Source organism: Pseudarthrobacter sp. As-47 (assembly GCF_058215595.1).
This window is the reverse complement of the sequence record NZ_CM177088.1, coordinates 2,771,467-2,792,058: the sequence shown is the minus strand read 5'-3', so window position 1 is coordinate 2,792,058 and position 20,592 is coordinate 2,771,467. Positions and strand designations below refer to the sequence as shown.

The following is a 20,592-nucleotide window of genomic DNA, read 5'->3' as shown; positions in this document are numbered from 1 at the left end:
CTGTTCTAAATAGGAATCATTCCCATTTAGGTATAGGCTGGGAGGGTTGTTTTCGCCCCTTCCCACTGAATGAGGTTTCCGTGCGCCGTCCCGCCGCTGCCCGATCGTCCCTCGCTGCCCTTGCCGGGCTTGGCCTGCTCCTGACCGGGTGCAGCCCGCAGGCCGAACCCGCGCCGGACGCCGCCGACGGAATCAACATCGTCGCCTCAACAAACGTCTACGGTGACATTGCCAAAACCATTGGCGGGGACAAGGTCAGCGTGACCGCCATCATCACCAAGACCAGCCAGGACCCGCATTCCTACGAAGCCACCGCCCAGGACCGGCTGGTGGTCTCGAAAGCCGACCTCGTCCTGGAAAACGGCGGCGGCTACGACGACTTCATCCACACCCTGGCGGAGGACAGCGGCCTCGACGACGCGAAGGTGCTCAACGCCGTCGAACTTTCCGGCCTGGCGCACCCTGAAGGGGAGGAAGCCGCCGCGGAAGCCCCGGCGACGGAACCCGCGGCAGAGGACGAATCTGCCCACGACCACGGCGAATTGAACGAGCACGTCTGGTACAGCCTTCCGGCGGTGGAACAGCTGGCCGACGAGATCGCCGCCAAGCTGGCCGAGCTCGAGCCCGCCTCTGCCTCGACATTCCAGTCCAACGCCTCCACTTTCAAAGCCGGCATAGAAGAACTGCACGGAAAGCTGGACGCACTGAAGGCCGCTTCGGCGGGTGCCCAAGTGGCCGTGACCGAGCCGGTGCCGGTGTACCTCCTGGCGGACGCCGGGCTGGTGAACGCTACTCCCGAGGACTACACTGCTGCGATTGAAGAAGGCTCGGACGTCCCGCCGGCAGTGCTCAAGGCCGCCACGGACCTCGTGGCTTCGAAGTCGGTGCGCCTGCTCGCCTACAACAGCCAGACCGAAGGCCCGCAGACGGAGTCGCTCAAGAAGGCGGCGGAAACTGCGGGTGTTCCCGTGGTCGACTTCAGCGAAACACTGCCGGAGGGCAAGACGTACCTTCAGTGGATGACGGACAATGTGGACAACATCACCAACGTTCTGGAGACAAATAGTTGAAACCCGTGGTCAGCCTCACCGGAGCGTCCCTGAAGTTCGGTAAGCGGGCGCTCTGGGAGGACCTGGACCTGGACATCATGCCCGGCGAGTTCTTCGCCGTCCTGGGTCCCAACGGAAGCGGCAAGACCAGTTTCCTGAAGGTCCTGCTGGGGCTCCAGGACCTGCACCGGGGGCAGGCCATGCTTGGCAGCCGACCGGTGGAACGGGGCAGCAGCCTCATCGGCTACATACCCCAGCAGAAATCATTCGCCCCGGACACCCCGATGCGCGCCCGGGACCTCGTCGGCCTCGGCGTGGACGGCCACCGGTGGGGCCTGCGCCTGTCCCCGGGCAAGGCCAACCGCAGGATCGACCAGCTCCTTGAACTGGTAGGGGCCACGGAGTATGCGAGAGTCCCGGTAGGCCAGCTGTCCGGCGGCGAACAGCAGCGGCTGCGGGTTGCGCAGGCCCTTGCCACCGATCCCCAGATCCTGTTGTGCGATGAGCCCCTGCTCTCCCTGGACCTCCACCACCAGCAGGCGGTCAGTGCCCTGATCAACAAGCAATGCCGTGAGCAGAACAGTGCCGTGGTTTTCGTGACGCACGAAATCAACCCCATCATCGACTATGTGGACCGGGTGCTGTACCTCGCCGGCGGCCGCTTCAAGGTGGGTACGCCCGAAGAGGTCATGACCACCGAGGTCCTTTCCGACCTTTACGGAAGCCACGTTGAGGTGATCCACGCTAACGGGCGCATCGTGGTGGTGGGCCTGCCGGATGCCACCACCCACCACCATGCCCCAACGCATGTGCTGGCCGGAGAGGCAGCCTGATGGATGGGGACAGCATTCTCGGCGCCATCTTCAGCTTCGAAAACTACGGCGAACTCCTGGTGCTGGTGCAGAACTCCATCTGGGCCGGTGCCGTCCTGGGTCTCCTGGGCGGCCTGGTGGGTACCTTCGTGATGAAGCGCGACCTGGCGTTTGCGGTGCACGGCATCTCCGAACTCTCCTTCGCCGGGGCCGCCTTTGCGCTGCTCATCGGCGCCGACATTGTGTTTGGATCGCTGATCGGGTCCGTCACCGCGGCGCTGTTGCTGGGCCTGATGGGTGTCCGGGCCAGGGACAAAAACTCGATCATCGGCGTCATCATGCCGTTCGGGCTTGGGTTGGGCATCCTGTTCCTGTCCCTCTACGAAGGCCGGGCCGCCAACAAGTTCGGCCTGCTCACGGGACAGATAGTCTCCGTGGACACGGTCCAGCTGCAGGCGCTTGCCGGAACGGCCGTCGTGGTGATGGTGGCCCTGGTGGCCATCTGGCGGCCCCTCAATTTCGCCAGCGTCGATCCTGAACTTGCCGAGGCGCGCGGAGTTCCCGTGCGGACGCTTGCCATCGTCTTCATGGTCCTGCTGGGCGTCAGCGTGGCCCTGTCCATCCAGGTGGTGGGAGCCCTCCTGGTCCTGGCCCTGCTGATTACTCCTGCCGCGGCCGCGCTCCGGGTGACGTCCTCGCCGGTTGCCGTGGTGCTGCTCAGCGTGGCCTTCGCGATGACTGCCACCGTTGGCGGGATCCTGCTGGCGCTGGGAGGACGCATCCCGATCAGCCCCTATGTCACCACATTGTCCTTCCTGATCTACGTGGTGTGCCGGGTGGTTGGCTCGGTGCGGGCCCGGAAGGGAATCAACGGGCGGGTCCTGGCGGGAACGGCTTAGGGGCTTCCGGCGGCCTTGCGCGCAGTGCAGTCCGGGCACAGGCCGAAGATCTCCACGGTATGGGCCACCTCTGTGAACCCGTGTTCCGCAGCTGTACGCGCCGCCCAGGTCTCCACCGCCGGAGCCTCGACTTCCACTGCCTTTCCGCAGTTCCGGCACAGCAGGTGGTGGTGGTGACCGGTCACGGCGCAGCGGCGGTACACGGCCTCGCCGTCGCCGTTGCGCAGCACGTCCACCAGGCCCTCGTCCGCGAGCGACTGGAGAATCCGGTAGGCGGTTGCCAGTGAGACCGAAACGCCCTGGTTCTGGAGGATCCGGTAGAGCTCCTGGGTGCTGACGAAATCGTCCAGTTCATCCAGCGCCGCGCTGACGGCCCTGCGCTGCTTCGTGACGCGCTGCTCCTTGCCGCCGCCCGTCGCCGGGGACGACGTGGTGGAATCAGCCTTGGCGCCGACGGGCATGGGTGGACTCGCTTCCTCAGGATGGTGGCAAAGATCCAGATTACCAGCCGGAGCTTCGTGGACATGGTCCCGGGGCGGACCCTAGGCTGGCGCTATGAAGCTGACGAAGTACACGCATTCCTGTGTCCGGCTGGAAAAAGACGGCAGGGTCCTGGTCCTGGATCCGGGCAACTTTTCGGAATCGGCTGAGGCCCTGCAGTCCGCGGAAGCGGTCCTGGTAACGCACGAGCACGCCGACCACATTGATGTTCCGGCCGTGGTGGACGCTTTGCGCGCAAACGCCGGACTGGCAGTCTTCGCCCCGGCGCGTGTTACCGGACAGCTGCAGGACAAGGCCACCGGCGAGGCCGCCCGCATTCACGCCGTGAACCCGGGCTCCACCTTCCAGGCGGCCGGTTTCACCATCCGCAGCTTCGGCGGCCAGCATGCCCTGATCCACCCGCAGATCCCCATCGTGGCCAACATCGGCTACCTGATTGACGACAATGTCTACCATCCGGGAGACTCCTTCGTGATCCCGGACGGCATCAGCGTCAAGACGCTGCTGGTTCCCCTCCACGCACCGTGGAGCAAGTCCGCCGAGGTGCTGGACTTCGTGATCGGCGTCAGGGCGCCGCGCGCATTCCAGATCCACGACGGACTGCTCAACGAGAACGGCCTGAAGGTTGTGGAAGGCCATGTCCAGCGGATCGGTGCCAAGTACGGCACCGAATACACCCACCTGGCGGCCCGGGAGTCTGTGGAGGTCTAGGCCAGGTCTCCTGTCCAGGTGCCTGTGTCCATGAACCGCCGGAGGACCGCTTCGTACGGTGCCGGGTCCAGCCCCTGGGCGGCCAGCCACTCCTGGTTGTAATAGTTGCCCGCATAGCGTTCACCGCCGTCGCACATCAGTGAAACGATGCTGCCTTTGCGGCCCGTGCCGACCATTTCTGCCACCAGTTGCCACACACCCCAGAGGTTGGTCCCGGTGGAGGGGCCGGCGTGGAGTCCCGCAAGGCCGTGGAGGTGGCGCATCGCAGCTACTGACGCGGCGTCCGGAACCTGCACCATGCGGTCGATCACGGACGGCACGAAGCTGGGTTCCATCCGCGGCCGCCCGATCCCCTCGATCCGGGACGGCAGGCCTGCCGGTGCGCCGGAGGTGCCCCGCCAGCCCGGGTAGAACGCCGAATTTTCCGGATCCACCACCAGCAGTTGTGTCGAGTAGCTGTGGTAGCGGAGGTACCTGCCGATGGTGGCACTGGTTCCGCCAGTGCCGGCTCCCACCACGATCCACTCGGGTACAGGGTGTTCCTCCAGCGCGAGCTGGCCAAAGATGGATTCGGCAATGTTGTTGTTTCCCCGCCAGTCGGTTGCCCGCTCGGCGTAGGTGAACTGGTCCATGTAGTGGCCGTTGCAGGTTTCTGCGACCTCCTGTGCGGCCGCGTACACCTCGGACGCGTGCTCCACCAGCAGGCAGGATCCGCCGAACTGCTCGATCAGGGCGATCTTCTCGGGACTGGTGGTGCGGGCCATCACGGCAACAAAGGGCAGGCCCAGGAGCTGCGCGAAATACGCCTCGGACACAGCCGTGCTGCCGCTGGAAGCCTCCACGATGGTGGTGTCCTCACGGATCCAGCCGTTCACCAGCCCGAAGAGAAAAAGTGAGCGGGCCAGCCGGTGCTTGAGGCTGCCGGAGCGGTGCGTGGATTCGTCCTTGAGGTAGAGGTGGACGCCCCAGTGCTCCGGAAGGGGGACGGCGTAGAGGTGGGTGTCGGCGGAACGGTTGTTTTCTGCCCGGATCTTGCGGATTGCCTGGTCTGCCCAGTCCCGGTCCGCGGTGTACCGGCTGGCGCTGCGCTCGATCTTCACCGCACCAGCCTACCCGCGGCGGGAAGGGCTGCCGATAGAGTGGATCCGTTGGCCAAACCACCGCTGGAGGAGTGCAGTGAACCCCCTGATGGACGTTGCCGGTCTGAAGGCCCGCCTTGCGGATCACCGGCGCACGGTACTGCTGGATGTGCGCTGGGCGCTGGGCGATCCCTACGGCTACCGCCATTACCTGCAGGAGCACCTGCCGGGTGCCGTGTTCGTGGACCTGCAGACGGAACTTGCTGCTCCAGCGGTTCCCGAACGGGGCCGCCATCCGCTGCCGGCGGCGGAAGATTTCGAAGCGGGCGCCCGGCGCTGGGGCATCAACGACCGTGACGTCGTGGTGGCCTACGATGACAGCGGCAACATGGCGGCGGCGCGGGTGTGGTGGATGCTCCGCAACGCCGGCCTGGCGGAGGTATACCTGCTCGACGGCGGCCTGGCCGCCTGGCGTGCCGCGGGGCTTCCGCTCGAAGCGGGGCCCGTTGTTCCGGACCCCGGCGGTGTGCATCTGATGAACGGGAAGATGCCGGCCATCGATGCCGCCGCAGCGGCCGCCTGGCCGGACGCGGGCCTCCTGCTCGACGCACGGGCGGGGGAGAGGTACCGCGGCGAGTTTGAGCCCATCGATCCGCGGGCCGGGCATATCCCCGGGGCCATCAGTGCGCCGACATCGGAAAACGTGGACGGCAGCGGGCGGTTCCTGGCCTCTGCCGCGCTGCGCCGCCGCTTCGAGTCGATGGGCGTCCGCGACGGAGTGCAGGTGGCGGTGTACTGCGGATCCGGAGTTACTGCCGCCCATGAAGTCGCAGCCCTGGAAATCGCAGGATTCCCCGCTGCACTTTATCCGGGCTCGTTCTCGGAGTGGTCCAACAGCCCGGACCTGCCCGTGGCCACCGGGGCTGAACCGGGCCGCGGCAGCGGAGGACCGGGTGGCACCACGCCTCCGGGCAAGGGTAGCGTCGCATCATGACTCCAGGACGCCCCGTACCTCCGCCCCTTGCCAAACCAGTCGCCCCGGAAGCTGCCACTCCTGAAGCAACTGCTGCCGACGGCGGCCGCCCCGCTGCCGCGTACGGCGCGACGTCACCGGACAGCGGACTCGTGCCGCTGACGCTCGCCCGGCGCGCTCCCGGGGCGGACGACGTCGAAATCGCCATCGAGTTCTGCGGCCTGTGCCACTCGGACGTGCACGCCACCCGCGGCGAGTGGGGCGGCAAGGTCTGGCCGCTGGTGCCCGGACACGAGATTGTGGGCACCGTCAGCCGGGTGGGTTCCGCTGTTGTGGACTTCGCTGTGGGTGACCGGGTGGGTGTGGGGTGCATCGTCGATTCCTGCCGTCATTGCGAAAGCTGCCTGGACGGCCTTGAACAGTACTGCGAAAACGGCATGACCGGCACCTACGGAGCCGTGGACCGCCGGAACGGTGATGCCGTCACCCAGGGCGGCTACGCCTCGTCCATCGTGGTGGACCGGCGCTACGTTCTCCGGGTGCCGGAAGCGCTTGATCCTGCCTCCGCTGCGCCACTGCTCTGCGCGGGGGTGACAACCTTTTCCCCGCTGCGGCACTTCGAGGTCGAAGACGGCGACGTCGTGGGCGTGGTGGGGCTGGGCGGCCTGGGCCATATGGCCGTCAAGCTTGCCAAGGCCATGGGAGCGAGGGTGGTGGTGTTCACGACGTCGGAGGCCAAGGTTGCGGCCGCCCTTGAGCTCGGCGCGGACGAGGTTGTCCTGTCCCGGGACGAGGACGCGATGGCCGCCGCCAACCGCAGCATCGACCTCATTATCGACACCGTGGCAGCTCCGCACGACCTCAACCCCTACTTCCGGACACTCCGCGTTGACGGTGCACTCTTCCAGCTGGGGCTCCCCTCGGAGCCGATGCCGTCCGTCAACCCGGGAGCACTGATCCGGCGCCGGATCGCCTACGCCGGCTCCCTCATCGGCGGCATTGCAGAAACGCAGGAGATGCTGGATTTTTGCGCGGAGCACGGCGTGGCCGCGGAGATCGAGATGGTCCGCGCCGACCAGCTCAACGAGGCCTACGACCGGATGGTGGCAGGCGATGTGAAGTACCGTTTTGTGCTGGACACCAGCACGCTGCACGCACCCGCCAAGGAGGCACACGCATGAGCACACTGTTCACCAGGATCCTGGACGGCGAAATCCCGGGCCGCTTTGTCTGGCGGGAACCGGAGGTAGCTGCCTTCCTCACCACCGGGCCGCTCGCGGACGGCCACACGCTGGTGGTCCCCACCGAGGAAGTGGACCGCTGGACCGACGCATCCCCGGAGACCTTGGCCAAAGTCATGGAAGTGGCCCGCCGGATCGGCGCGGTGCAGGTGGAGGTCTTCGACGCGGCGCGGGCAGGCCTTATTGTGGCCGGCTACGAGATCAACCACCTCCACGTGCACGTCTGGCCTTCCCGGAGCATGGCGGAGTTCAACTTCGCCACCGCGGACCAGAACCCGGACCCGGACGTCCTGGACGCCAATGCGGAGAAACTCCGCCAGGGCCTCCGGGCTGCCGGATACGGCGAGTTCGTTCCGGCCTGACCTCCAGCCCGGCGCGGACCCCGGGGCGGGTCCGCGCCGCGGCAGGGGAAGGGACTCCTAAGCCGGGGCCAACGCCTTGTTGAGCACGGCACGGATGCGCTTCTCGGACACCGAATACGCTGTCCCGAGCTCGACGGCGAACAGGCTCACCCGGAGCTCTTCGAGCATCCAGCGCACCTGGGTTAATTCCGGTCCGGCCTTGCGTCCCGGAAGCAGGGCAGACACGGCGTCGTCGTAGTCGTCCTCGAGCCGCTGCACCACGGCCATGTTGAGGGCATCCCGCTGGACGTTCCCCGGCAGGCGTTCCAGCCGCTTTTCGATGGCCGAAAGATACCTGGGGAGCTGGCTGAGCTGTGCGTAGCCCGTCCGTGCCACAAAGCCCGGATACACCAGCTGCTCCAGTTGGCTCTTGACATCATTGAGGGCGGAAATGAGGGCCAGGCTGGTGGTTCCCTTCAGCTGCTTTTCGATCCGCCGGGTGCTGGCAAGGATGCGCTCCACCACTGCCGTCACGCTGAACACAGTGTCGATCAGTTCGGCCCGGACCACCTCATACAGGCGGTCAAAGGACGCCCGGTCCCACGGCAGTTCCTGGGGCGTGAGCTTGTCGATGGCCGCCAGCGCACAATCGGCGATCAAGGCCGAGACGGAGCCGTGCGGGTTCTGGCTGAACGTCAGTTTCTCGGTGTTGCTCAGGTGCTCCAGCACGTAGCGGTCCGGTGCCGGAACACGCAGGGCCAGCAGGCGGATGACACCCCCGCGCATCGCCTCCGACTGTTCTGCCGCCGTCTGGAAGACCCGGAGCGCCACCGACGTTCCCTGGTCCACAAGCGCCGGGTATCCCGTGACGGTGTGGCCCTTGACGGAGTTGCTCACCTGCCGCTGAAGGGTCCCGAAATTCCATTCCGTCAGGCCGTCCTGCTCCCTGAAACCGGTTGGGCCTGCGGTTCGCGGCGCTGTGGCCGGCTGCTGTCCTCCGGGGGAGCCGCCGTCGAGCGCTTTCCCGGATGCCTGTGACGCTTTCCTGCCGTTGCCGGGTGCCGTGGACGCAGGCGTCGCGCCGAGGGATTCGGCAATGGCCCGCCGGGTGGCCGGAGCCAGCTTCTCCTGCAAGGCTGCGAGGTCTTTGCCCTCATCCAGGACCTTGCCCCTGCTGTCCACCACCTTGAAGGACACGCGCAGGTGGGCCGGGACGGCGTCCCAGTTCCACGATCCAGGCGGGACGATATGCCCGCGGATGCGCCGCAGGGCAAGCTCAAGGGACGGTTCCAGTTCATCCGCCGCCGGATCAAAGTCGGCTTCCAGCACTGCCACTGCCTGGCGCGCCACGTCCGGGGCAGGAACGAAGTTCTTCCGGATCTGCTTGGGCAGCGACTTGATCAGGGCTGTCACCAGTTCCACGCGCTGCCCGGGGATCAGCCAGCGGAAGGCTTTGTCGTCCAGCTGGTTGAGGAACAGGACCGGCACTTCGGCGGTAACGCCGTCGGAGGGATTGGGCGGTGACCCCGGAGCAACCGGATGGAACTCGTAGCTCAGCGGAAGCTCGAAGCCCTTGTGCAGCCAGGTCTTGGGGTAGGCGGAGTCATCGAGGTCCTCCGCGTCGTCGCTGAGGAGGAGGGATTTGTCGTAGTCCAGGAGGTCCGGGTTCTTCTGCCGCGCCTCCTTCCACCACTTGTCGAAGTGCCGCTCGGACACCACGTCAGGTCCGATCCGCGCATCGTAGAACTCGAACAGCGTCTCGTCATCCACCAGGAGGTCCCGGCGGCGCATCCTGGCCTCCAGCTCCTCCACCTCATGCAGGAGCGCCCGGTTGCGGTGGAAGAACTTGTGGTGGGTTTTCCAGTCGCCTTCCACCAAAGCATGGCGGATGAAGAGTTCCCGTGCGACGACGGGGTCAACCCTGCCGTAGTTGATCCTGCGTTGGGCGATGATGGGCACGCCGTATAGGGTGACCTTCTCGTAGGCCATCACCGCACCCTGCCGGGTGGACCAGTGCGGTTCGCTGTAGCTGCGCTTCACCAGGTCCGGCGCCACCTGTTCGGCCCACACAGGATCGAACTTCGCAGCCACCCTCGCCCAGAGGCGGCTGGTCTCCACCAGCTCCGCTGCCATCACGAACGTGGGCGACTTCTTGAAGAGGGCCGAGCCGGGGAAGATGGCGAACCGGCTGCCCCGGGCACCTGCATACTCGCGCTTGCGTTCGTCAAGGATGCCGATGTGGCTCAGGAGCCCGGAAAGAAGGCTGATGTGGATGCCTTCGTGGTTGCCCACCGGATCGGCAAGCCGCTTGTTGTCGAGGCTGATGCCCAGGGGCCGGGCCAGTTGCCGCAGCTGGGCAAACAGGTCCTGCCACTCCCGGACCCGGAGGTAATTGATGAACTCGGCCCGGCACATCCGGCGGAAGGCCGACGACGACAGCTCCTGCTGCTTCTCCTGGATGTAGTTCCAGAGGTTGAGGAAGCCGGTGAAGTCCGAGTTCTCGTCCTTGAACCGGTTGTGCTTTTCCGCCGCGAGTTGCTGCTTGTCTGTTGGACGCTCGCGCGGGTCCTGGATGGTGAGGGCAGCTGCCAGGATCATCACCTCGCGGACACAGCCGCGTTTTCCCCCCTCCACGATCATCCGGCCCAGCCGTGGGTCCACTGGCAGTTGGGCAAGCTTCTGTCCGACGGCGGTGAGCCCGCCGCCGCTTTTCGTTCCGTCCGTGCCGTTCTGCGGCCGGGCGGCCGCGAGGGCGCCGAGTTCGCGGAGTAGCGTGACGCCGTCGTTGATTGCCCGCGTTTCAGGTGGTTCCACGAACGGGAAGTTTTCGACATCCTTGGGGCCGCGGGCCACTCCCATGGCGGTCATCTGCAGGATGACGGCGGCGAGGTTGGTCCGCAGGATCTCCGGATCCGTGTAGAGGGGCCGGGACTCGAAGTCTTCCTCGGAGTAAAGGCGGATGGCGATGCCGTCCGAGACGCGGCCGCACCGCCCCGAACGCTGGTTGGCGGACGCCTGTGAGACCCGCTCAATGGGCAGGCGCTGGACCTTGGTGCGGTGCGAGTACCTGGAGATGCGGGCGGTTCCGGTGTCGATCACGTATTTGATGCCCGGCACGGTGAGTGAGGTTTCCGCCACGTTGGTGGCCAGCACGATCCGCCGCTTGTTGCCCGGGTGGAACACCTTGTGCTGTTCCTGCAGGCTCAGCCGGGCGAAGAGCGGAAGGACTTCCGTTCCGGCCAGCCGGCGGTTGGACTGGATGCGGGCCTGCAGTGCGTCGGCCGCATCCCGGATCTCGCGTTCGCCGGAAAAGAAGACCAGGATGTCGCCGGGTGCTTCGGCGGCGAGTTCGTCGACGGCGTCGCACACGGCGTCGAGGGGGTCGCGGTCTTCCTCAAGTTCGTCGTCGGAACCATCCTCATCATCGGGACCAGCTCCACCGGGCGGCTGCGACAGCGGGCGGTAGCGGATCTCCACGGGGTAGGTCCGCCCGGAGACCTCGACGATGGGGGCGGGTTGGTCGGCTGTGCCGAAATGGCTGGCAAACCGTTGGGGGTCGATGGTGGCGGAGGTGATGATCACCTTGAGGTCCGGACGCTGCGGCAGGATCCGCTTCAAGTAGCCCAGGATGAAGTCGATGTTCAGGCTGCGCTCGTGGGCCTCATCGATGATGATGGCGTTGTACTTGCGGAGCAGCTTGTCCCGCTGGATTTCCGCCAGCAGGATGCCGTCCGTCATCAGCTTGACCTTCGTGGCGCGGCTGACTTCCCCGGTGAAGCGGACCTGGAAGCCCACTTCCTGGCCGATGTCCACGCCCAGTTCCTCGGCGATGCGCTCAGCCACGGTGCGCGCGGCCAGCCGGCGGGGCTGCGTATGGCCGATCAGGCCATTCTCGCCCAGCCCAAGCTCAAGGCACATCTTGGGAATCTGGGTTGTCTTACCGGAGCCGGTCTCACCGGCAATGATGGTGACCTGGTTTGCTGCGATGGCGGCCATCAGGTCTTCGCGCCGTTCGGAGACCGGCAGCTCAGCGGGATAGGCGATGTGAAGTGTCATGTCTGCTGACAGTCTACTGCGGGAGCCCGGGCATCCCGTTTCGACTGTCTGCAGTTGCTTCCCTTCCTGGCCGGAAGGGGGTGTTGCCGGCTTAGAAAACGCGGAGCGTGTAGTTGATGCTGGGAAGGTCCAGGGCTGACCACGCTTCGTGGGATTCCACTGGAGGCGTATGTCCCCTTCCGTCACGCAGAAGCGCTGACACGGTGGCGGCGAGAACGACGAGGATGACGATGAGGAGGGCGGTTATGAGGATTTCCATGCCTCCATGCTTCTCCTGTCAGCAACCCAAAAAAAGTGGCAGAAACGCCCAAAAAGCTAAAATTCCTGCCACAATGGAAGCATGCTCACATCAGTCGCGGTCATCGTTGTTCCCAACTTCTCGATGTTCGAATTCGGTACGGCGTGCGAGGTCTTCGGCATTGACAGATCGGCCCGGGGCAGCGGGGTTCCGGCTTTCGATTTCCGGGTGTGCACCCCCTGCCCGGGAAACGTGCCGTTGAAGTCGGGGCTGTCCATGAACGTGGGCCTGGGACTCGAGGCCACGGAGGATGCGGACCTGGTCATCATGGCCCCCTACGGCCGGGACGAGGAACTGCCCGAACCGGTTCTGGAGGCGCTCCGTGCTGCGGATGCCAGGGGTGCCTGGGTCATGTCTATCTGCTCCGGGGCGTTTGCCCTGGCCCGGGCCGGCTTGCTCGACGGGCGCCGCTGCACCACCCACTGGCACTATTCCGGCCAGTTGGCCGCCGAATACCCGCTCGTCCGGGTTGACGAAAACGTGCTGTATGTCCAGGACGGCAACATCATCTCCTCCGCAGGCACCGCCGCGGGAATCGATGCCTGCCTCCACCTGGTGCGGGTGGAACTGGGCGCGCACGTGGCTGCCGCGATCGCCAGGGACATGGTGGTTCCTCCGCACCGCGATGGCGGCCAGGCGCAGTTCATCGACCGGCCCATGCCCGCCTGCGGTTCAGCCCCCATGGAAAAACTGCTGCGCTGGATGGTGGAAAACCTGGAGCACGAGCACACCGTGAATGAACTGGCGGCACGGGTCCACATGTCGCCGAGGACCTTTGCACGTCGGTTCAGGTCGGAGACTGGAGCCACCCCCGCAGCCTGGCTCAACTCGCAGCGCGTACTCCGTGCCCAGGAGCTCCTTGAATCCACTGACCTCAACATCGACGAGATCGCCAGGGAGTCCGGCTTCGGGCACCCTGTCCTGTTGCGCCACCACTTCGCCAAGGTCCTGGACACCAGTCCGCAGTCATACCGCCGGGCCTTCCGCGGCCAGCTTGCCGGGGTGGGGTAGCTCCTGCCTGGCACGAACGGAACGGACTCCGGCCGCACCCCGGTATTCCCGGACCACTCAGCCGGCGGACGCCCCGTCCTGCCGCCCCTCGGCGCGCGATGCCTCAGCCGCCTCCCGGGTGCTGTCCACCAGGACCCGCCATGGCCCGGTGACGGCCTGCTCCGGAAGTGCAGCCCGGTGCTGCCCCGCCCGAATGGCGTAAATGAACCGGTCCGGCTGCTGCCCGGCGAACTTCTCCGCAGCGGCCCGTGGTGTCCTGGGCACCGAATCCCACGGGCACGCTTCAACAATGGGCTGCCACTGGTTGATAGCGGTCTCGGAACGGGCTTCCACCGTCCACACTCTTGGTATGGCGGCGATTCCTCCGGTGCGCTCAACACTGATCTTCATGGCCTGGTCCTTGGGCTTCCCCTACAGCCCGGACGGCCGAAAAGCGCCGGCCGGGCGTCCGTTAAAGCTTGACCTTCACAGTTTCCCACGCCAGCTGTACGGCGTCATGCTCGGGGGACCCGGAACCGAAGAGTTCCATGGCAGACGCAGCCGTGGCGCGGGCGAAAACCCTGAAGGTGGCAGCCGGCGGAAGCGATCCGCCGGTGAGCGCCTCGTACCAAATACGCCCGGGGGAGTCCCAGGCGTTTCCACCAAGGGACTCCGCTACCAGGTAGAAGGCACGGTTGGGGATGCCGGAATTGATGTGGACGCCACCGTTGTCCGCGCTGGTCCTCACGTAAGTGTCCATGGAGTCCGGCTGGGGGTCCTTACCCAGCACGTCGTCGTCGTACGCCGTCCCGGGAGCCTTCAGGGAGCGCAGGGCGCGGCCCTCCACGTCAGGAGTGAAGATGCCCTCGCCGATAAGCCAGCTGGCCTCAGCAGCGGACTGGTTGTTGACGTACTGTTCCACCAGCGCGCCGAAGACATCGGACATTGATTCGTTGAGGGCACCGGCCTGGTTCCGGTACACGAGCGCAGCTGAATACTGCGTAACGCCGTGGGCGAGTTCGTGCCCGATGACGCTCAGCGATTTGGTAAACCGTTCAAATACCTCACCGTCCCCGTCGCCGAAAACCATCTGCTTCCCGTCCCAAAAGGCGTTGTCATAAAGCTGGCCGAAGTGGACCGTGGCGTTCAGGGGGAGCCCCCGTCCGTCGATGGAGTTGCGTCCGAACACGTCGGCGTAGAGCCGGTGCGTGTGGCCAAGCCCGTCATAGGCTTGGTCGGCCGCGGGGTCGCCCACGGGTGCCTCGCCTTCCTTGCGCACCAGCGTGCCAGGGAGGATCTCCGCGCTGTTTGCGTCGAAGACGGTCCGGTGTGGTGGCCCGGGCTTGGCCTGGCGGACGCCTGCCGGAATGTCCGGTGCGGGTTGGGACCGCGCTGAACGAAACGACTCGACATGGCCTAATGCTTCCCTGGCTGCCCTGGCCGCCGACGAAAACTCCGGCGCACCCTGTTTGGCCAGCCTCCTCAGCATGTAGGGCGGGACGATGGAACAGAACGGACCGTGCATGGCGTACCCCCTCGACTTGGTGGATTCAGACTACGAGGAGCCACCGACAATCCTTGGCAGGCTCACGCCGCACCTGGTCTGTGGTAGGAAATCCAGACTGGTTCCGTCCCGTTCCCTGCCGTGGTCAGGACCCTCCGGCGAGCACATCCACATGGACGTGGTCGAGATGGCGCAGGATCTCGTTGCGGGGCTCGGGGGCGCGGTACTCCTGCCACAGCCCCCGGGAGCTGTGCACGCTCCAGAAGCGGTCGTCGAAAATGACGTACTGGATGTCCAGTCCGTCGGCGTGGGCGACCAGCCAGTGGGCCAGTATCCACCCTGCACGCCGGTTTTCCTCGGTCACCGGGCGGAAGAAGACATCAACAGCGCGGCCGTCGTAGTGCGTGGATTCAGCTCCATGTCCCTGGCCAACGCCGCCCGGGGCGAACCCGCCCAGGCTTTGGGTGCCAAACACCTCGGTCATGGCCCCGCGCATCTGTTCGGCGCGGGGTGTCAGCCCGGTGTCGCCCGGCTGCTGTTCCTCCAGGCCGGCGGCGGCCGAACCCCGGCAGCCCAGGGAAGGGCCGGCGTCTCCGGGTGGCCCGGCGGCCAGCTGCTGCAATGCCGCCGCGTCGATGCCGGAGGTGTCCGGTGGCTCCAGGCCGCGGGCCAGGAGTGCGACGGCTGTTGTGGCCCGTTGCGCCTCCTCGCGGCTGATCCCTACCTTCCCGTCGGGGGTCTCGACAACGCACTCCGGGTTCCACCCCAGCGAGCCGCCGGCACCGCGCAAACCGCTGAGCAGGCCGGGTGCGAGGAGCGCCAGCGCTGACGCGAGCAGCACAACAACGAGAAAGCCCGGGAGCAGCCGAAGCACGCCGCGGCGGCCTCCTGGAGTCCTGTCGCGGTTCAGCATGGAACCACACAGGCATGCCGCAACGGGATATCGGCGGTGGGAGTGGCCAGCCCCGGGGGCAGGCCCGGCCCGGAAGCTTTGGTACTGGTCACGGCGTTTCGGCCTACGATGATGCGCCTTTCGTTGGGTGCCAGCGCTCCGGTGTATGGGTAGGGGGGCACTGCTGAAAGGTTTAATTCACGGCCCGGGCCAATAGTTCCCAAGCAAAGGGTTCCGGGCCTGGGGTGCCAACTGGATGCAGCACCCGCCAAAACGCAGAGAGCCACCAGAAATCCGTGATTTCTGGTGGCTCCCGTTGGTGCCCTCGATAGGATTCGAACCTACGACCTTCTGCTCCGGAGGCAGACGCTCTATCCCCTGAGCTACGAGGGCAATCCGGGGTTTCCTGCCGTTGCCGGCGGGACGTCCTAGAGCTTAGCAGTAAGGTGGCCCGCAAGGGAAAATCGGTGCTGCCTCACTGCCCCAGGAACCTCCGAACGGTAAAAAGTCAGTAGCCGGAGAACGAGTCAACGTGGACTTTTGCCGCCCCGGCCTGTTTGGCGGCCCGCCGCAGTGACACGACGCTCGCAGGGGAACCCGAGACGTACACCTCCCGGCCGGCCACGTCGGGGACCAGGGCACGGATGGCCTCGCCGTCCACCCGCGTGCCATCCCAGGAAGCGCTGGCCAATCCCGAAGGCGGCGCGGAACCGTCCGCCACGCGGACCAGGACGCGGATGCCGGCAGCCCGCAACTCATCCGCATAGGCAACCTCGTCTGCGCTCCTGGCCAGCAAAAGCAGCACTGCATCCCGCTCCCGCAACCCTCCGGAGGACACGTGCGAGAGGTAGGGCGTGACGCCGATCCCGGCCGCAATCAGCAGGACAGGCTTGCGCGGATCGCGGGGGAGGACAAAGTCCCCTCCGACCGACGTGGCCGTCACCTCGTCTCCCGGGTTCAGCGACAGGAGGACCTTTTTGGCTGCGGACAGGGGCTCCGCGGTCCGCACCCCGAACTTGACCAGGCTTTCACTGGGCGAACCCGTCAGGCTGAACACCCGGCGTCGTCCTTTCCCGTCCGATTTTGCGTGCGGAAGGTCCAGCTCCATGTATTGTCCCGGCACAAAACGGACAGGCCGGGACGGCTCGAAACTGAACTCGGTGGTGCTCGGCGTCAAAGGCCTGGTTCCGGTAAAACGGAGCGTCACCCTGCCCCGCTGCCCCATCAGGAACGCGATCGCATTGCCCAGCAGCAGCGCTGCCTCGGGAGAATTGGCGATGAATCCGAAGTTGTAGGGGACCGCGAACACCACGCCGACCACAGCAGCCAGCGCCAGCTGTTGCCACCTCCTGGGCGGCAGCGTGAGAGGTTCGGTGAGCATGAAGCCAACAAAGAACAGCAGCGGCCGCTGGGCAAGGGATTGCCACAATGCCATGCCGGCGGACATGCCGGCCTGCAGCAGCTCCGAGGTGATGATGGCGGTGGCCACCACAAGGAACACGGAGGCCATCAGGAACTTCCTGGTCCTGTACAGGACCAGGAGGACACCGGGCACCAGCGCCCACAGCATGGCAGGGGTGGCTGCCCACCAGGTTGCGATGTTGAGCCCGGTGAGCCCGGCCACGAAGGCTCCCGCCGCGGCGGCGTTGAAGATGTGCCGGCCGCGCCAGGCGAGCGCGTACTTTGATGCCGACGCGAGCACGCAGGCCAAAGCCACGCCTGCCACGTCCAGCGGGGCGAACGAGGGCCAGAACAGGAAGTACAGCAGCAGGCCGGTGATCAGCGAGGACTCGGAGTGCGGCCGGACCCGGAACAGCGGCGCCAGCGCCCTGTTCGACGCGTACGTCAGGCCAAGGCACAGCACCAGGTGCGCCAGCATTTCGGGAATACCGAACGTCAGCCACCCAAGGGCATCAAGCACAAGGCTGTACACAGCCAGGACTGCAAGGACAAGGAGGACCAGCCGGTACATGGTGAACCGGCCCAGCGCGGTGTCCAGCCGCGCGCCCAGGGAAGCGCCCGGCGGCGCCTTCGGCGTTTCAATGGGGCTCATGTGAACAGTGTCCCTTCAAACTCTGCGGAGTGGGCAGCACTTCCATCCGAGAAGACAGTCAGCCAGGAGAAGTCGAAGGCCCCCTGGAGCCCGGCGCCGGGGACAAAGAAGAGTGCCGTTGCCAGGGCATCAGCCAGCATCGCGGTGTCGGCCAGCGCCCACGTCGCCACGGCAGTCCTGACAGGCCGGCCGGTTTTTCCGTCCAGGATGTGGTGCAGGCCGTCACCCCAGGCGCGCCGGTTGGCCGCAGACGCGCACAGCGCCCGGCCCGCCAGCTGCACCACCCCTATGGCCTGGGTTGGGTTGTACGGATGTTCCAGCGCCACCGGAACGGCATCCGGGCCCTTCACCAGCAGGTCCCCGCTGGCATCAACGATGAACGTGTCCACGCCATCCGCCTCCAGTTCGGCAGCCACCAGGTCCACCAGCAGCCCCTTGCCGGCAGCGCCGATGTCCAGCACAACGGGAGCCGCGGTGGTGAGGGTGCTGCCGGCCCACTCCAGCACATCGTCCCAGGCCGGCGCCGGCAGCGCGGAGCCGGAGGGGCGAAGGGAGTAGCCGGCGCCGTACCCCAGGCGCTCCAGGCTTGGGCCGATGAGCGGCGTCATGGCCCCGCCGGTGGCCTCATACAGAGCCCGGTACAGCTGCCCCAACGCGACGGCCTCCGCGGGAAAGTCATGCCGTCCGGGTTCCCTGGCCATGGCACTGACGCGGGAGTCCACCCGGAACCGGGACCAGTCGGCGTCGAACCGCTCCACCAGGCCGAGCAGGCGGGCCCGCAGGAGGGGATCAAGGGGCAGCGGCGAGGATATCTCCCAGTGCGTGCCAATGCCCTCAAACGCAAAGTCCTCCCAGCCGCCGCCCGGCACGTCCTACCTGGCCTCCGACTTGATCTGCTCCACTGCCTGGTTGAAGCCGCCGCTGGTGAGGGACGAACCGGCAACCTTGGAAACGTTGAGCTCATCTATGTTCCTGCCCACCACCTGCCCGGCGATCCCGCCGGCGAACTCGCCCTGGAACTTGCGGGTGTTCGGGTTTGACGGGTGCTGGGTGATCTGCACGTCCGTGACGGTCCCGGACGCCAGGGTCAGCTCCACGCCCACAGTTTCGGTGCCGTTCGGGGAGACGTACGTTCCATCCGCGCTGTAAGTGCCGTCCTTGTAGCTGGATCCGCCAGCGGCCGGCGTTGATGCGCCGGATGAGGACGTGCTTCCGGTGGCGCTGCTGCCGGAGGCTGCGGGAGCCGGGGAGGAGTCTCCGGCAGACGGGGCGCAGGCGGCCACCGTTCCTGCCAGGGACAGGCCGGCGATTCCGGCATAAACACTTTTACGGACGGAGGGTCTCATCAGGGCTCTCGTTTCGTCGGTGGATCGGGGCGGGAACTGCTGGGTGGTTACGGTGTTGTCAACGCAGAACCCAGCGTATTGGTTCAACCTGTGACCGCATTCACCGTTTTCTGTAAACACCGTGGCATCAGAAACGCCCCGAATTACTTGCTGTTACTGGGCCCCCGGTAGGCTAGAGGGGTGACTCCCGAAGAACTCTCCCTCGCCATATCCGCCTGCCTGAAGGAAGCCGTCGCCGCCGGTGGCATCGCCCTTCCTGCATCAGCTGTGCCTGATGAGGTGCGCGTGGAGCGTCCAAAGAACAGGGACCACGGAGACTGGGCCACCAATATCGCCCTTCAGCTGGCCAAACAGGCGGGCACCAACCCACGGGAATTCGCCACGATCCTCAGTGCACGGCTGAAGTCCATCGACGGCGTGTCCGCCGTGGACATCGCCGGGCCGGGGTTCCTGAACATCACGGTGGACGCCGCTGCCGCCGGTGCGCTCGCCAAGGCGATTGTCGAAGCCGGAAAGCAGTACGGCACCAACACGGCGTTCGCCGGCCACACCGTGAACATGGAGTTCGTCTCTGCCAATCCCACCGGGCCCCTGCACATCGGGCACACCCGCTGGGCGGCCCTGGGCGATTCGATCGCCCGCGTCCTGCGCGCCTCCGGCGCCGACGTCACCGCTGAGTACTACATTAACGACGCCGGCACGCAGATGAACGTCTTTGCCCACTCCGTCTACAACCGGCTCCACGGTCTTCCCGTGCCCGACGGCGGCTACCCCGGACAGTACATCGCCGACCTTGGCCACGAGGTGCTCACCGAGCACCCGGAAATCCGCGAGCTCACGGAGATTGCTGCCCTTCCCGTCATCCGCGCCGCTGCCTACAAGGCGCAGATGAAGGACATCAAGTCCACCCTTGCGGACTTCGGCGTGGAGTTCGACGTCTTCTTCTCCGAGCAGGAACTGCACGACGCCGGCGCAATCGAAAGTGCCGTGGCGCGGCTGCGCGAGCAGGGCCACGTGTTCGACGACGGCGGTGCGGTCTGGCTGCGGACCACGGACTTTGGCGACGACAAGGACCGGGTGATGATCCGCGCCAACGGCGAACCCACCTATTTCGCCGCGGACGCCGCCTACTACCTGTCCAAGAAGGACAGGGGCTTCACCGAGAAGATCTACCTGCTGGGCGCGGACCACCACGGTTACATCAACCGGCTCAAGGCCATTGCGGCCTGCGCCGGCGACGATCCCGAACTCCACATCGAGGTGCTGATCGGACAGCTCGTGTCCGTCAACGGAGCCAAATTGTCCAAGCGTGCCGGGAACATCATCGAGCTTAAGGACCTGATTGACTGGCTCGGGAAGGACGCTGTCCGCTACTCCCTGGCCCGGTTCCCTGCGGATTCGCCGTTGACCCTCGACCCGGAGCTGCTGAAGAAGCACAGCAACGAAAACCCGGTGTTCTACGTCCAGTACGCCCATGCCCGCTCCCGCGGCGCCGCCCGCAACGCCGTGGCGGCCGGTGTGGAACGCCAGGTGGATGGCCAGGACTCCTTTGACGCCTCCCTGCTGGACCACGCTACGGAAAACGAACTGCTCTCGTACCTGGGCAGCTACCCCTCGATCGTGGCCAAGGCCGCCGAGCTGCGCGAGCCGCACCGGGTGGCCCGGCACCTCGAAGTGATTGCCGGGGCCTACCACCGCTGGTACGACGCCTGCCGAATTGCGCCGATGGGCGACGAAGCGGTGACCGACGTCAACCGCACCCGCCTGTGGCTCAACGACGCCACCAGCCAGGTCCTGGCCAACGGCCTCGATCTGCTGGGCGTCTCCGCCCCGGAACGGATGTGAGC

The 20,592-nt window shown here is 66.1% G+C and carries 19 protein-coding genes and 1 tRNA gene; 9 read left to right on the top strand and 11 right to left on the bottom strand.

Annotated features, from left to right (window positions below; all coding sequences use genetic code 11):
- Positions 1–80: 80 nt before the first annotated feature.
- The 3 genes from AC4BCK_RS12915 to AC4BCK_RS12905 are packed head-to-tail and all read left to right on the top strand — an operon-like array spanning position 81 to position 2,760.
- Positions 81–1,070 (top strand): metal ABC transporter solute-binding protein, Zn/Mn family, encoded by a 990-nt coding sequence (locus AC4BCK_RS12915; protein ID WP_310110960.1) that lies wholly within the window; start codon positions 81–83, stop codon positions 1,068–1,070.
- Positions 1,067–1,882, top strand: a complete 816-nt coding sequence (locus tag AC4BCK_RS12910) for a metal ABC transporter ATP-binding protein (RefSeq protein WP_363937813.1) — start codon at positions 1,067–1,069, stop codon at positions 1,880–1,882. The genes AC4BCK_RS12915 and AC4BCK_RS12910 overlap by 4 nt, the downstream gene beginning before the upstream one ends.
- Positions 1,882–2,760 (top strand): metal ABC transporter permease, encoded by an 879-nt coding sequence (locus AC4BCK_RS12905; RefSeq protein WP_366276562.1) that lies wholly within the window; start codon positions 1,882–1,884, stop codon positions 2,758–2,760. The genes AC4BCK_RS12910 and AC4BCK_RS12905 overlap by 1 nt, the downstream gene beginning before the upstream one ends.
- Here AC4BCK_RS12905 and AC4BCK_RS12900 read toward each other — a convergent pair.
- Positions 2,757–3,221, bottom strand: coding sequence for a Fur family transcriptional regulator (locus AC4BCK_RS12900; protein ID WP_174179083.1), 465 nt, complete (start codon positions 3,219–3,221; stop codon positions 2,757–2,759). The two genes, AC4BCK_RS12905 and AC4BCK_RS12900, sit on opposite strands and share 4 nt — an antisense overlap.
- 94 nt (positions 3,222–3,315) lie before the next feature.
- On the opposite strand from AC4BCK_RS12900, the gene AC4BCK_RS12895 reads away from it, so the two are divergent.
- Positions 3,316–3,972, top strand: a complete 657-nt coding sequence (locus tag AC4BCK_RS12895) for an MBL fold metallo-hydrolase (RefSeq protein WP_174179085.1) — start codon at positions 3,316–3,318, stop codon at positions 3,970–3,972.
- Here the strand turns inward: AC4BCK_RS12895 and AC4BCK_RS12890 are convergent.
- A complete protein-coding gene (locus tag AC4BCK_RS12890; RefSeq protein WP_310110952.1) occupies positions 3,969–5,072 on the bottom strand; it encodes a PLP-dependent cysteine synthase family protein in 1,104 nt (367 codons plus the stop codon). The genes AC4BCK_RS12895 and AC4BCK_RS12890 overlap by 4 nt on opposite strands.
- 76 nt (positions 5,073–5,148) lie before the next feature.
- On the opposite strand from AC4BCK_RS12890, the gene AC4BCK_RS12885 reads away from it, so the two are divergent.
- Genes AC4BCK_RS12885 through AC4BCK_RS12875 form a run of 3 tightly spaced genes read left to right on the top strand, consistent with a single transcriptional unit; the run spans position 5,149 to position 7,627 of the window.
- Positions 5,149–6,045, top strand: coding sequence for a sulfurtransferase (locus AC4BCK_RS12885; protein WP_366276571.1), 897 nt, complete (start codon positions 5,149–5,151; stop codon positions 6,043–6,045).
- Positions 6,042–7,205 (top strand): NAD(P)-dependent alcohol dehydrogenase, encoded by a 1,164-nt coding sequence (locus tag AC4BCK_RS12880; protein WP_363937806.1) that lies wholly within the window; start codon positions 6,042–6,044, stop codon positions 7,203–7,205. Before AC4BCK_RS12885 ends, AC4BCK_RS12880 begins: the two co-directional genes overlap by 4 nt.
- The gene (locus tag AC4BCK_RS12875; protein WP_490566007.1) at positions 7,202–7,627 is read left to right on the top strand and encodes an HIT family protein; all 426 of its coding nucleotides are present in this window, start codon (positions 7,202–7,204) and stop codon (positions 7,625–7,627) included. The genes AC4BCK_RS12880 and AC4BCK_RS12875 overlap by 4 nt, the downstream gene beginning before the upstream one ends.
- A 57-nt stretch (positions 7,628–7,684) precedes the next feature.
- Here the strand turns inward: AC4BCK_RS12875 and hrpA are convergent, their stop codons facing one another.
- Both hrpA and AC4BCK_RS12865 read right to left on the bottom strand, forming a co-directional pair.
- Positions 7,685–11,662, bottom strand: coding sequence for an ATP-dependent RNA helicase HrpA (hrpA, locus tag AC4BCK_RS12870; protein ID WP_490566006.1), 3,978 nt, complete (start codon positions 11,660–11,662; stop codon positions 7,685–7,687).
- 91 nt (positions 11,663–11,753) lie between these two features.
- Positions 11,754–11,921, bottom strand: a complete 168-nt coding sequence (locus tag AC4BCK_RS12865) for a hypothetical protein (RefSeq protein WP_174179097.1) — start codon at positions 11,919–11,921, stop codon at positions 11,754–11,756.
- An 81-nt stretch (positions 11,922–12,002) separates the two neighbouring features.
- Here AC4BCK_RS12865 and AC4BCK_RS12860 point away from each other — a divergent pair, with 81 nt between their 5' ends.
- Entirely contained in the window at positions 12,003–12,971 is a 969-nt protein-coding gene (locus AC4BCK_RS12860) for a GlxA family transcriptional regulator (RefSeq protein ID WP_310110939.1), read from the top strand.
- 57 nt (positions 12,972–13,028) lie between these two features.
- Here the strand turns inward: AC4BCK_RS12860 and AC4BCK_RS12855 are convergent, their stop codons facing one another.
- The 7 genes from AC4BCK_RS12855 to AC4BCK_RS12825 form a co-directional block, all read right to left on the bottom strand.
- On the bottom strand, positions 13,029–13,361 hold the full coding sequence (locus AC4BCK_RS12855; protein ID WP_174179101.1) for a protealysin inhibitor emfourin: 333 nt from the start codon (positions 13,359–13,361) through the stop codon (positions 13,029–13,031).
- A gap of 61 nt (positions 13,362–13,422) precedes the next feature.
- Complete coding sequence (locus tag AC4BCK_RS12850) at positions 13,423–14,475, bottom strand: M4 family metallopeptidase (protein WP_490566005.1); 1,053 nt, start codon at positions 14,473–14,475, stop codon at positions 13,423–13,425.
- Positions 14,476–14,599: 124 nt separating this feature from the next.
- On the bottom strand, positions 14,600–15,328 hold the full coding sequence (locus tag AC4BCK_RS12845) for a VldE C-terminal domain-containing protein (protein ID WP_251424919.1): 729 nt from the start codon (positions 15,326–15,328) through the stop codon (positions 14,600–14,602).
- Positions 15,329–15,663: 335 nt separating this feature from the next.
- Positions 15,664–15,739, bottom strand: a tRNA-Arg gene (locus AC4BCK_RS12840).
- Positions 15,740–15,854: 115 nt separating this feature from the next.
- Positions 15,855–17,399 (bottom strand): ferredoxin--NADP reductase, encoded by a 1,545-nt coding sequence (locus tag AC4BCK_RS12835; RefSeq protein ID WP_490566004.1) that lies wholly within the window; start codon positions 17,397–17,399, stop codon positions 15,855–15,857.
- Positions 17,396–18,268, bottom strand: coding sequence for an FAD:protein FMN transferase (locus AC4BCK_RS12830; RefSeq protein WP_490566003.1), 873 nt, complete (start codon positions 18,266–18,268; stop codon positions 17,396–17,398). The genes AC4BCK_RS12835 and AC4BCK_RS12830 overlap by 4 nt, the downstream gene beginning before the upstream one ends.
- Positions 18,269–18,271: 3 nt before the next feature.
- A complete protein-coding gene (locus tag AC4BCK_RS12825) occupies positions 18,272–18,745 on the bottom strand; it encodes an FMN-binding protein (RefSeq protein WP_174179116.1) in 474 nt (157 codons plus the stop codon).
- Positions 18,746–18,925: 180 nt separating this feature from the next.
- Here AC4BCK_RS12825 and argS point away from each other — a divergent pair, with 180 nt between their 5' ends.
- Positions 18,926–20,590, top strand: coding sequence for an arginine--tRNA ligase (gene argS / locus AC4BCK_RS12820; protein ID WP_490566002.1), 1,665 nt, complete (start codon positions 18,926–18,928; stop codon positions 20,588–20,590).
- Positions 20,591–20,592: the final 2 nt, after the last annotated feature.